Source organism: Streptomyces sp. NPDC058008, assembly GCF_042886395.1.
Classification (GTDB): domain Bacteria; phylum Actinomycetota; class Actinomycetes; order Streptomycetales; family Streptomycetaceae; genus Streptomyces.
In genome coordinates, this window is sequence record NZ_JBHVQX010000030.1 from 39,703 (window position 1) to 51,365 (window position 11,663).

The window sequence follows — 11,663 nt, forward strand, 5'->3', positions numbered from 1 at the left end:
GATGCGGGTCCGCAGCCGGGCTCACGTTTCCGGGCCATGGGCCGGAGACTGGCCTCCGACCGGGGCATCTGGCGCCGCGGCATCCTGCTGGCGCTCTGCTCGGTCCTGGTGACCCTCGTGATGGTGTTCCACGCGGACATCCCGAACACCGTCGGCAACCTGGGCAGCCTCATCGAGACGTTCCTGCCCTGGTTCGGCCTCCTCGTGCCCGTGCTGCTCGTCCTCGGTCTGATCCGGCGTTCCGCGACGGCGCTCATCGCCCTCGTCCTGCCGGTCGCCGTCTGGCTCAACCTCTTCGGCGGCCTGCTGTTCACCGACAAGTCCGGGACCGGCGGCGACCTCACCGTCGCCACGCACAACGTCAACGCGGGCAACCCCGACCCCGCGGGCACCGCCCAGCAGGTCGCGGGCTCGGACGCGGACGTCCTGGCCCTCCAGGAGCTGCCGAGCGGCAAGGTGGAGGCGTACGAGGACGCCCTCGCCAAGCGCTACCCGCACCACTCGGTGCAGGGGACCGTCGGCCTGTGGAGCAAGTACCCGGTGACGGACGCGGGCCCCGTCGACATCAAGCTGGGCTGGACCCGCGCGATGAGCGCCACGGTCACCACCCCCAAGGGCCCCGTCAAGGTGTACGTCGCGCACCTGCCCTCCGTACGGGTCAAGTTGAACGCGGGCTTCACCGCAGGCCAGCGGGACGACAGCGCGGACGCCCTGGGTGAGGCCATCGCCCACGACCCGATGGACCGGGTGGTCCTGCTCGGCGACCTGAACGGCACGATGAACGACCGTTCGCTGCACGCGGTCACCGCCCAGATGCGCTCGACCCAGGGGGCCGCGGGGGACGGGTTCGGCTTCAGCTGGCCCGCGGCGTTCCCGATGGCGCGGATCGACCAGATCCTGGTCCGGGGCGTCGAACCCCTCTCCTCCTGGACCCTGCCCGCCACGGACAGCGACCACCTCCCGATCGCGGCGCGCGTCCGGCTGTGAGCGGCCCGCGTCCGGCTGTGAGCGCCGCCGCCCGTCAGGGGGGTACGCTCGCAGCCATGTCCAGTCCCGAGTCCGACAGACTCCGGCCGCCGGTCCGCCGGTGGCCGTCCCCCGACGCACGGACCCCCTGACCCCCGCGGGTCGGCGGGCTTCCCCCGTCGTACCGTCGGCCACCGCCGGATCGCCCGCGGCGGTGTGGGCCACTCTCCTCATGTCCCGTGAGAACACCGGACATTCCACCGTGTCGCCGTCCTCGCGCTCCCACGCGTGACGACGGGCGCGGCCCGCATCCCCTGCACACCGCTCGTTCCTCCGACGGTTCCGTACAAGGGGTCCCCTTCTCATGCCATTCGCCGTGTACGTGCTCGGGCTGGCGGTCTTCGCCCAGGGCACATCGGAGTTCATGCTGTCCGGCCTGCTCTCGGGCCTCGCCGATGACCTGCACGTCCCGCTCGGCGCCGCCGGGCTGCTGACCTCGGCCTTCGCGGCCGGGATGGTGGCCGGCGCGCCGCTCGCCGCGCCGGCCTGCCGCACCTGGCCCCGGCGCCGGGCCCTGCTGTTCTTCCTCGGCGTCTTCGTCGCCGCCCACGTGGTGGGCGCGCTGACCCCCGGATACGGGGTACTGCTCGCGACCCGGGTGGTGGCGGCGCTCGCCGACGCGGGCTTCTGGGCGGTCGCCCTGGTCACCGCGCGGGACCTGGCCGGCCCGCACCAGCGGGAGCGGGCCACCGCCGTGGTCGTCGGCGGGGTGACCGTCGCGTGCGTGGTCGGTGTTCCTGCGGGCGCGGCGCTCGGTGAACTGTGGGGCTGGCGCTCGGCGTTCTGGGCCGTGGCCCTCGTCTGCGTACCGGCGGCGCTCGCGCTGCCGGCGGCCGTCCCGGGAGGCCGGCCCGAGGACGTAGCGCGTACGGGCGCCAGGAGTGAGCTGCGGGCCCTGGCCCGGCCCCGGCTGCTGCTGACGCTCCTGGTGATGGCGCTCGTGCAGGGAGCGACCTTCTGCACGTTCTCCTACCTGGAACCGCTCGTCACCCGGGTCACCGGGTTCGGCGCGGACCGGGTCCCCCTGGTGCTCGCCCTGTTCGGGGCCGGGGCCTTCGCCGGGGTCACCCTGGCCGGACGCCTGGCCGACGCCCGCCCGCACGCGGTGACCGGGGCCGGCATGGCCGCGCTGGCCGCCGGATGGGCCGCCCTGGCCCTGACCGCCGGGCACCCGGCCGCCGCCCTCGCCCTCGTCCTCCTCCAGGGAGGCCTGGCCTTCGGTACGGGGACCACGCTGATCAACCGGGTCTTCCACCTCGCCCCGGACGCCCCGACGGCGGCGGGCTCCTTCGCGACGGCCGCCTTCAACGTGGGCGCGGCGGCGGGCCCTTGGCTGGGCGGACTCGCCCTCGGCGCGGGCCTCGGCTTCCGCGCGCCGGTCTGGGTGAGCGCCCTGCTGATGTGCGCGGCCCTGGCCCTCACGGGGGCGCTGTCCGCATCCTCCCGGTCCTCCCGTTCCGTACGGCCGCCCGGCGCCACGGGGCGTCCGGTCCCGGAGGCGGAGGCGGGGCGGAGGGCCGCCGGACCCACCGAGTGACGTCCAGATCACACCCCGCCGCAACGGCATGTTCACGTCCGGGCATAAAACGTCTGAGAGACTTTGTTCCGACGGGGTACATAATCCGTCCTCCCGGCAACGAAGCCGACGCTCCCGCACACACAGACCGCTGCCACCCGGCCCTCCCCGGCCCGGGCGGCCACCCTGCCCGAAAGGTTCTCCCCATGCCCCTGGCCCTGCTCGCCCTCGCTGTGAGCGCCTTCGGCATCGGCACCACCGAGTTCGTGATGATGGGCCTGCTGCCCAACGTCGCGGACGACCTGGGAACGTCCGTACCCACCGCCGGCTACCTCGTGTCGGCGTACGCGATCGGCGTCGTGCTCGGTGCCCCTCTGCTCACCGGCCTCGGCTCCAGGATCCCGCGCAAGCGGATGCTCCTGCTGCTGATGGCCGTCTTCACCGTCGGCAACCTCGCCTCCGCCTTCGCCCCCGACTTCGGCTGGCTGCTGGCCGGACGCTTCCTGGCCGGACTGCCGCACGGCGCCTTCTTCGGGGTCGGCGCGGTCGTCGCCGCGCGCCTCGTGCCGGACGGCCGGCAGGCCCGCGCCGTCGCCACGATGTTCCTCGGCCTGACCGTGGCCAACATCGTCGGCGTACCGGCCGCCACCCTGCTGGGGCAGCACCTCGGCTGGCGCGCCACGTTCCTGGTCGTCGCCGTGATCGGACTGGCCGCGATGGCCGCGCTCGCCCGCCTCGTCCCGCAGATCCCCGTCGAGGCGCACCAGAACGTACGCCGTGAACTGAGCGCGCTCGGCAACCGCCAGGTGGTGCTGGGGCTGCTCACCGCCGTCCTCGGCTTCGCGGGTGTCTTCGCCGTCTACTCCTACCTCTCCTCCATGACGACCGAGGCCATGGGCTTCGGGGAGTCCTCGGTGACGCTCGTCCTCGCGCTCTTCGGCATCGGGATGACCCTCGGCGCGCTGGCGGCCGGACCGCTGACCGACCGGGCGCTGCGCCCCACCCTCTACGGCTCGCTGGGGGCCCTGGCCGTCGTCCTCGTGGTCTTCCCCTTCGCGGCCCACGTGCAGTGGGCGGCGCTGGTCATGGTGGTGCTGCTCGGCGGTGTCGGCTTCATGACGACCACCCCGCTCCAGATGCTCGTGATGAACAAGGCGAAGGACGCCCCCACCCTGGCGTCCGCCTCCAACCACTCCGCCTTCAACCTCGCCAACGCGGGTGGCGCCTGGCTCGGCGGGATCGCCATCGCGGCGGGCTGGGGCTGGACGTCCCCGGCCCTCGTCGGCGCGGTCCTGGCCGTCGCCGGGCTCGCCGTGGCGGTCACGGCGGGTGTGCTGGACCGGACCCCGGGCACCTCGCGCGTCGTGGCGTCCGGCGCCCGTGCCGAGGTGCGGGAGCACGCCGACGCGCGCTGAGCACCGAGCCGGTCCGCACCACCGGGTGCGGACCGGCTCCGCCGCCGTCGGCGGTCCCGTCAGCCCGACTCGCGCCACCGGTTCGTGATCGGCAGCCGGCGGTCCTTGCCGAAGCCCTTCGGCGAGATCTTCGTGCCCGGCGGGTACTGCCTCCGCTTGTACTCCGCCGTGTCCACCATCCGCAGCGTCCTCGTCACCAGCGCCTCGTCGAACCCGGCCGCCACGATCGCGTCCCGGCCCTGGTCCCGGTCCACGTACAGCTCCAGGATCCGGTCCAGCACGTCGTAGTCCGGCAGCGAGTCCGTGTCCACCTGGTCCGGGCGCAGCTCGGCGCTCGGAGGCTTGGTGATGGAGGCCTCCGGGATCGGCGGGGTCTGCCCGCGCTCCTCGGCCGCGCGGTTCCGCCACCTGGCGAGGCGGAACACCGACGTCTTGTACACGTCCTTGATCGGCCCGTACGCCCCGACGGAGTCCCCGTACAGCGTGGAATAGCCCACCGCCAGCTCGGACTTGTTGCCCGGGGCGAGCACGATCTGGCCCTCCTGGTTGGAGATCGCCATCAGCATCGTGCCGCGCAGCCGCGACTGGAGGTTCTCCTCGGCCAGCCCGGTGAGCCCCAGCGACCCCATGTACGCGTCGAACATCGGCTCGATGGGCACGGTGCGGAAGTTGAGCCCCGTGCGCCGGGCCAGCTCGGCCGCGTCGCCCTTGGAGTGGTCCGAGGAGTACTTCGACGGCATCGAGACCCCGTACACGTGCGCGGCCCCCAGCGCGTCGCAGGCGATGGCCGCGACCAGTGCCGAGTCGATGCCCCCCGAGAGCCCGATCAGCACGCTGCTGAAACCGTTCTTCGCCGCGTACGCCCGCAGGCCCACGACCAGCGCCGAGTACAGCTCCTCGTCGTCGTCGAGCCGCTCCGCGCGGTCTCCGGACAGCTCCGGCTCGTACGCCGGGAGGGGCTCGTCGGAGATCACCACGTGATCGATGCGCAGCCCGTCGTTCACGACCCCGGACGGCGCCACGGGCGCGGCGGCCGGGAGGTCCAGGTCGAGGATCACGCTGCCCTCGGCGAACTGCGGCGCGCGGGCGATGACCTCGCCGTCCCTGCCGACGACGATCGAGTCCCCGTCGAAGACCAGCTCGTCCTGGCCGCCGGTCATGGCCAGGTACGCCGTCGTGCAGCCGGCCTCCTGGGCCCGCTTGCGGACCAGGTCCAGCCGGGTGTCGTCCTTGTCGCGCTCGTACGGTGAGGCGTTGACCGACAGCAGCAGCCCGGCCCCGGCGGCCCGCGCGGCCGGCACCCGGCCGCCGTCCTGCCAGAGGTCCTCGCAGATCGCGAGCGCCACGTCGATGCCGTGCACCCGCACGACCGGCATCGAGTCGCCCGGCACGAAGTACCGGAACTCGTCGAAGACGCCGTAGTTGGGCAGGTGGTGCTTGGCGAAGTTCAGCGCGACCCGGCCGCGGTGCAGCACGGCGGCGGCGTTGCGCGGGGACCCCGCGGGCTGCCCGTAGCGCGCCGCGGGGTGCTCCGAGCGGTCGAGGTAGCCGACGACGACCGGGATCTCCCCGAAGCCCTCGTCGGCGAGGCGGACGGCGAGCGTGCGCAGCGCCGTCCGGGAGGCCTCGACGAAGGACGACCGCAGGGCCAGGTCCTCGACGGGATAGCCGGTCAGCACCATCTCGGGGAACGCCACCAGGTGGGCGCCCTGCTCGGCGGCGTGCCGGGTCCAGTGGACGATCGACCCGGAGTTGCCGTCGAGGTCTCCGACGGTCGCGTCGATCTGATTGAGTGCGAGACGTAGTTGAGGCACCCGGCCAGTGTAATCGTCTGACTGACGCGATGTCCTGGTGTCACCCCGCCCGGACGCGGCGGACCGCCTCCGGACGGGGTGGGCGCGGCGGCTCAGCGCAGGTAGCCGAGGACCGTCATCATCCCCGATTCGGCGTGGTAGACGTTGTGGCAGTGGAGCATCCACAGGCCGGGGTTGTCCGCGTCCAGGTCCACCGTGAGCGAGCGCCCGGGCAGCACGGCCGCGGTGTCCTTGCGCGCGCCGAGTGCCTCTCCGGCCAGGGCGAACGTGTGGCCGTGCAGATGGATCGGGTGCCACATCGGCGTGCGGTTGGTGAAGACCAGCCGCACCCGCTCACCGGCCTTGACGGGGTGCCGCACCGCCGGGTCGTAGGGCGTGCCGTCGAAGGCCCAGTCGTAGGCGTCCATGGAGCCCGTGAGCGTCATGCGCACGGTCCTGTCCGGCTCGCGCTGCGCCAGGGCCACCCCGTCGTCCGGTGCCAGCCGGTCGGGTGTGACCAGTTCGCCGTCCAGCTCCGCGGGCCGCACCGTGGCGGCCGGAACCGCTCCCGTACCCGTCTTCAGCACGGCCAGCGCCGACGCGTCCTTGCCCTCGGCGAGCGCCGTCAGCGGGAACACCCCGTCCCCCGCGGTCACCAGCACGTCGTACCGCTCGCCCATCGCCAGCAGCAGGGCGTCGGTCTCGGTGTGCCGTACCGGGAAGCCGTCCGTGTGGGTCACGGTCATCCGGTGGCCCCCGAGCGCCAGCCGGAAGGCGGTGTCCCCGCCGGCGTTGATGACGCGCAGCCGGATGCGGTCGCCGGGGCGGGCCTCGAAGACCGAAGGGTCGCTCGCCCTGCGGCCGTTGACCAGGTAGTGCGGGTAGGCGACATCGCCCGCGTGACCGCCGAGCAGGTCGCTGCTCGCGCCGGTCATGAGCCGCGAGGGGGTGTCGCCGTCGGCGGCGGCCGCACGCCGGCGTGCCGTGTGGCCGGCCGCGCCGTGGCTGGAGGCCCGGCCCTTGTTGAGCTCGCTCAGGACCGCGTCGGGGGTGGAGCCCTCCACCCCGTCGAGCCAGTCGTCGAGGACGACGATCCACTCCTTGTCGTAGGCGAGCGGCTCCTTCGGGTCGTCGACGATCAGCGGCGCGTACAGCCCGCGGTCCAGCTGGACACCCGAGTGCGGGTGGACCCAGTAGGTCCCGGGGTGGGTGACCGCGAACCGGTAGGTGAAGTCGGCGCCCGCCTCGACCGACGGCTGGGTCAGCGCCGGTACGCCGTCCATGTCGTTGCGCAGGGCGAGGCCGTGCCAGTGCATCGTGGTGGCCTGCGGCAGGTGGTTGGCCAGGGCGAGTTCCAGGGTGTCGCCCGCCGTGACCCGGATCGCCTCGCCCGGCAGCCGGTCCCCGTACGCCCAGCTGGGCACCGTGAGGCCGCCGCCCAGTTCGAGGCGGGACGCGTTGGCGGTGAGCGAGACCTTCCGCAGGGGTCCGGCACCCCGCCGGGTCTCGGCGTCCGCCACCTCGGGCCCGTCGGGCGTGACGTACTGGTCGGCGGCTCGGGCGGAGGAGGGCTCGTGGTGGGTGGCGGCGTAGGCGGCCCCGGGGGCGGCGGCCCGGGAGATGAGGCCTGCTGTCCCGGCCAGGGCGACACCGGCGCCGAGCACGGCGCGGCGAGTGGGCATTTCAGACATATTGCGCACCGTACCCCTGGCCGGTACAGGGGTACGGCCCCGACACCCGGCAGCCCGGTGCCCCCTCACGCGGGGGAGGGGGCACCGGGGCCGGACGGGGCGGGGATCGAGGGGGTGGCGGCGCGCGGCGTACGGGCGGCCGGGGTGCGGCCGGGTCACGGTGCCGCGTCGTGCGGCGGTCAGGCGCGGGAGTAGACCTTCTCCGCCCAGCCCGCGACCTGCTCGTCCGAGAGGTGGAGGGCGAGGTCGGCCTCGCTGATCATGCCGATCAGCTTCTTGTTCTCGATCACCGGGAGCCGGCGGATCCGGTGTCCCTGCATCTCCTCCAGCACCGCGCCGACGTCCGCCGTCGACTCGATCCAGCGCGGAGTGCCGTCGCAGAGCTCGCCCGCCGTCACCATCGACGGATCGTGCCCCGACGCCACGCACCTGATCACGATGTCGCGATCGGTGATGATCCCGACCATGCGGTCCTGCTCGCCGTCGGCGGAGACCGGGAGCGCCCCCACCTCGTGGTCCCGCATCAGCTGCGCGGCACGGTCGAGCGTCTCGTGGGCGGGGATCCAGTGGGCCCCGGTGTGCATGATGTCCTTGGCCGTGGTCATGGGCTTGCCTCCTGCGTGCCGGTGGGCACTGCTCTACGGCCCCGAGTCCTTCCATCGTCACGGGCCCGCCCGGCGTACGCGAGTGCTGTCACCCGTTCGGGCGTACGCCGGGCCGGTCCCGTGCCCCGGGGGCGCGGCTTCAGGGGCGGGGTGCCGCCCCGCGCGCGGCGAGCATGTCCGCCATCAGGTCCAGCTCGGACCGCTGGGCCTCGACCATGCCCTGGGCGAGCCGCTTCTCCACCGGCACGGTGCACCGCTCGGCGCAGCCGCGGGCCATCGCGACGCCGCCCTCGTGGTGGTCGGTCATCAGCTGGAGGAAGAGGATCTCCGCCTGCTCGCCGCGGGCCGCGCGCAGCCGGTTCAGCTCGGTCCTGGTCGCCATGCCGGGCATGAGGGCCCCGTCGCTATCCGTGCCCCCGGATCCCTCCATGCCGTCCATGCCGGCCTTGCCGTTCATGGACGCCATGTCGTGGCCGCTGTGGGCGTCGGGCATCCAGCCCATCGGGCCCTGGCCGTCGGGGGCCGTCTTCGGCAGCTCCCACAGGTCCAGCCAGCCGAGCAGCATGCCCCGCTGGTTGGCCTGCGTGTTGGCGATGTCGTACGCGAGACGCCGTACGTCGTCGTCCCGCGTCACGTCCCGCACGATGAAGGACATCTCCACGGCCTGCTGGTGGTGGACGGCCATGTCCCGCGCGAAGCCGGCGTCCGCGGACTCCGCCGAGGGCGTACGGGGCGCGGGGGCAGCCCCGTCACCCCGCGCGGACGCGACCGTCGCCGCACCCGCGAACAGCAGGGCCAGGGCCACGGCGGAGCCCGTCGCCCACCGGGTGCGCCGGCTCAGGGACGGGCTCACCCGTCGATCCCGCCGGTGCAGGGCGCGCCCGGCTCGGGCGTCTGCGCGCCCTGGACGTACCTCGCGAAGAAACGGGCCACCCGCGGGTCGTCGGCGCTGTCCACCGTGACCTGCTTGCCCCAGGCGCTGAGCATGATCGCCCCGTCCTGTCCCTCGTACGGGGACATCAGGGAGTACGGGGTGCTCTTCACGCGTGACGCGAGCCGGCCGACGTCGTCCCCGGACGCCTTGCCGCTGTGCGTCACCCAGACCGCACCGTGTTCCAGGGCGTGCACGGCGTTGACGTTGGGGACGGCTTTTTCGTATACGACGCCGTCGCAGTTCAGCCAGGCCGGATTGTGGTTCCCGCCCACCGGGGGCTCCATCGGGTACGTCACCTCGGTGGTGACGTGGTCGCGCGTCAGCTTCGTCACGTCCCACGTCTTCTCGCCCTCGATCGGCTCCGCGGCGAGCTTCTTCCTGTCCTCCTCGGTCTGCTTCGCGTCCTGGGCCCGGCTCTCCCCGGTCCTCTCCTTCGCCTCGGACTTCTCCAGGAGCATGTACGAACCGAAACCGAGCAGACCGGCGACGACGACGGCGCTCAGGCCTATGGCGACGACCCGGTTGCGGCGGTCGCGCGCACGGTCGGCACTGCGCATCTGCTCTATGCGGTTCCTGCGGTCGAAGCTCATGTCGTCGGGTCCTTCTGCCATGGGTCGGGAGGGACGGGAGCGAAGCGGCGGATCCGGTGTGCGCGGGGCCGTGGGAGGGCCCTCGCCACCCGTGCACACCATGGGCGCCGATCGTAGTGGGTGGCCGCGTGCTCTCTCTCACACCATGTGCGTAATCTGGGTGAAATCCCGGGTCGTGATACTGAGGTGTCCCCCTACCCCGGGGCGGTGGTGAACGGACCGTCTGAACTGCAAGGATGTGGCTATGGACAAGCAGCAGGAATTCGTCCTCAGGACCCTTGAGGAGCGCGACATCCGCTTCGTACGGCTGTGGTTCACCGATGTCCTCGGTTACCTCAAGTCCGTCGCCGTGGCCCCCGCCGAACTGGAGCAGGCCTTCGACGAGGGCATCGGCTTCGACGGCTCCGCGATCGAGGGCTTCGCCCGTGTATACGAATCGGACATGATCGCGAAGCCTGACCCCGGCACGTTCCAGATCCTTCCGTGGCGCGCGGAGGCCCCCGGCACGGCGCGGATGTTCTGCGACATCCTGATGCCGGACGGTTCGCCCTCCTTCGCGGACCCGCGCTTCGTCCTCAAGCGCATCCTCGCGAAGACCTCCGACCTGGGCTTCACCTTCTACACCCACCCGGAGATCGAGTTCTTCCTGCTGAAGAACAAGCCGGTCGACGGCAGCCGCCCCACCCCGGCCGACAGCTCCGGCTACTTCGACCACACCCCGCAGAACGTCGGCATGGACTTCCGCCGCCAGGCGATCACCATGCTCGAATCCATGGGCATCTCGGTCGAGTTCAGCCACCACGAGGGCGCGCCCGGCCAGCAGGAGATCGACCTCCGCTACGCCGACGCGCTCTCCACCGCCGACAACATCATGACCTTCCGCCTGGTCATGAAGCAGGTCGCGCTGGAGCAGGGCGTGCAGGCCACCTTCATGCCGAAGCCGTTCTCGGAGTACCCGGGCTCGGGCATGCACACCCACCTCTCCCTCTTCGAGGGCGACCGCAACGCCTTCTACGAGTCGGGCGCCGAGTACCAGCTCTCCAAGGTCGGCCGGTCCTTCATCGCGGGCCTCCTGAAGCACGCCGCGGAGATCTCCGCCGTCACCAACCAGTGGGTCAACTCGTACAAGCGCATCTGGGGCGGCTCCAGCCGCTCCGCGGGCGCCGGCGGCGAGGCCCCCTCGTACATCTGCTGGGGCCACAACAACCGCTCCGCGCTGATCCGCGTCCCGATGTACAAGCCCGGCAAGACCGGCTCGGCCCGCGTCGAGGTCCGCTCCATCGACTCCGGCGCCAACCCCTACCTGACGTACGCGGTCCTGCTCGCGGCGGGCCTCAAGGGCATCGAGGAGGGCTACGAACTCCCGGCCGGCGCCGACGACGACGTCTGGGCCCTCTCCGACTCGGAGCGCCGCGCGATGGGCATCGAACCGCTCCCGCAGAACCTGGGCGAGGCCATCTCGCTGATGGAGAAGAGCGAACTGGTCGCCGAGACGCTGGGCGAGCACGTCTTCGACTTCTTCCTGCGCAACAAGAAGCAGGAGTGGGAGGAGTACCGCAGCGAGGTCACGGCCTTCGAGCTGAAGAACCTGCTGCCGGTGCTGTAGGCGCGGGTCAGAAGCGCAGAAGACGCAAAGCGGGCGCGGGGCGTGTACGTCGCGTGCGGCTGCCCGGCCCCGCATCCCCGTCGCCGCGACGACGCACAGGGGCGGGCCCACGCGCGTCACGCGTGGGCCCGCCCTCGTCCGCGCCCGGATCAGCTCGGCTGGTCGCCGGTGTAGCGGTAGATGCCGCCTGCCGAGTTGACGTGCCAGACGGTGCCGTCGGCCGCTACGCCGATGTCGACGGCCTTGCCGGGGATACCGACCCAGGGGTTGGTGTCGTGGCCGGTGTAGCGGTACATCTGGCCCAGGGAGTTGACGCCCCAGACGTGGGTCCTGGACCCGACGGAGATGCGGGTCAGGCCGCCGGGGACGGCGACCCAGTCGGTGGAGCCCTGGTCGCCGGTGTAGCGGTAGATGCCGCCTGCCGAGTTGACGTGCCAGACGGTGCCGTCGGCCGCTACGCCGATGTCGACGGCCTTGCCGGGGATTA

10 protein-coding genes are annotated in these 11,663 nt (G+C 72.4%); 4 read left to right on the plus strand and 6 right to left on the minus strand.

Features of this window, described 5'->3' with window-relative positions:
• Positions 1–36 precede the first annotated feature (36 nt).
• The 3 genes from ACFVS9_RS26535 to ACFVS9_RS26545 all read left to right on the plus strand — a co-directional run bounded on the left by ACFVS9_RS26535 (position 37) and on the right by ACFVS9_RS26545 (position 3,957).
• A complete protein-coding gene (locus ACFVS9_RS26535) occupies positions 37–987 on the plus strand; it encodes an endonuclease/exonuclease/phosphatase family protein (protein WP_383117921.1) in 951 nt (316 codons plus the stop codon).
• A gap of 343 nt (positions 988–1,330) precedes the next feature.
• The gene (locus ACFVS9_RS26540) at positions 1,331–2,563 is read left to right on the plus strand and encodes a Cmx/CmrA family chloramphenicol efflux MFS transporter (protein WP_389936080.1); all 1,233 of its coding nucleotides are present in this window, start codon (positions 1,331–1,333) and stop codon (positions 2,561–2,563) included.
• Between the two features lie 185 nt (positions 2,564–2,748).
• Positions 2,749–3,957, plus strand: coding sequence for an MFS transporter (locus ACFVS9_RS26545; RefSeq protein WP_383117903.1), 1,209 nt, complete (start codon positions 2,749–2,751; stop codon positions 3,955–3,957).
• A gap of 59 nt (positions 3,958–4,016) precedes the next feature.
• Here ACFVS9_RS26545 and ACFVS9_RS26550 read toward each other — a convergent pair whose 3' ends face one another.
• The 5 genes from ACFVS9_RS26550 to ACFVS9_RS26570 form a co-directional block, all read right to left on the minus strand.
• Entirely contained in the window at positions 4,017–5,771 is a 1,755-nt protein-coding gene (locus ACFVS9_RS26550; RefSeq protein ID WP_389936083.1) for an NAD+ synthase, read from the minus strand.
• A gap of 92 nt (positions 5,772–5,863) precedes the next feature.
• Positions 5,864–7,441, minus strand: a complete 1,578-nt coding sequence (locus ACFVS9_RS26555) for a multicopper oxidase family protein (protein ID WP_389936086.1) — start codon at positions 7,439–7,441, stop codon at positions 5,864–5,866.
• A 179-nt stretch (positions 7,442–7,620) separates the two neighbouring features.
• Positions 7,621–8,046, minus strand: coding sequence for a CBS domain-containing protein (locus ACFVS9_RS26560; RefSeq protein ID WP_383117900.1), 426 nt, complete (start codon positions 8,044–8,046; stop codon positions 7,621–7,623).
• Between the two features lie 139 nt (positions 8,047–8,185).
• Positions 8,186–8,899 (minus strand): DUF305 domain-containing protein, encoded by a 714-nt coding sequence (locus ACFVS9_RS26565; RefSeq protein ID WP_389936089.1) that lies wholly within the window; start codon positions 8,897–8,899, stop codon positions 8,186–8,188.
• Complete coding sequence (locus ACFVS9_RS26570; RefSeq protein WP_383117920.1) at positions 8,896–9,570, minus strand: DUF3105 domain-containing protein; 675 nt, start codon at positions 9,568–9,570, stop codon at positions 8,896–8,898. The genes ACFVS9_RS26565 and ACFVS9_RS26570 overlap by 4 nt, the downstream gene beginning before the upstream one ends.
• A 244-nt stretch (positions 9,571–9,814) precedes the next feature.
• Here ACFVS9_RS26570 and glnA point away from each other — a divergent pair, with 244 nt between their 5' ends.
• Positions 9,815–11,176 (plus strand): type I glutamate--ammonia ligase, encoded by a 1,362-nt coding sequence (glnA, locus tag ACFVS9_RS26575; RefSeq protein WP_014156604.1) that lies wholly within the window; start codon positions 9,815–9,817, stop codon positions 11,174–11,176.
• 149 nt (positions 11,177–11,325) lie between these two features.
• Here the strand turns inward: glnA and ACFVS9_RS26580 are convergent.
• Positions 11,326–11,663 (minus strand): tectonin domain-containing protein (locus ACFVS9_RS26580; protein ID WP_389936092.1); only part of this gene is annotated, 338 nt, incomplete at its 5' end.

What these genes read in the sequence shown, in the direction of transcription:
- ACFVS9_RS26535 (WP_383117921.1), top strand. Translation starts at nt 37, where the DNA reads ATGGGCCGGAGACTGGCCTCCGACCGGGGCATCTGGCGCCGCGGCATC.
- ACFVS9_RS26540 (WP_389936080.1), top strand. Translation starts at nt 1,331, where the DNA reads ATGCCATTCGCCGTGTACGTGCTCGGGCTGGCGGTCTTCGCCCAGGGC.
- ACFVS9_RS26545 (WP_383117903.1), top strand. Translation starts at nt 2,749, where the DNA reads ATGCCCCTGGCCCTGCTCGCCCTCGCTGTGAGCGCCTTCGGCATCGGC.
- ACFVS9_RS26555 (WP_389936086.1), bottom strand. Translation starts at nt 7,441, where the DNA reads ATGTCTGAAATGCCCACTCGCCGCGCCGTGCTCGGCGCCGGTGTCGCC.
- ACFVS9_RS26560 (WP_383117900.1), bottom strand. Translation starts at nt 8,046, where the DNA reads ATGACCACGGCCAAGGACATCATGCACACCGGGGCCCACTGGATCCCC.
- ACFVS9_RS26570 (WP_383117920.1), bottom strand. Translation starts at nt 9,570, where the DNA reads ATGAGCTTCGACCGCAGGAACCGCATAGAGCAGATGCGCAGTGCCGAC.
- glnA (WP_014156604.1), top strand. Translation starts at nt 9,815, where the DNA reads ATGGACAAGCAGCAGGAATTCGTCCTCAGGACCCTTGAGGAGCGCGAC.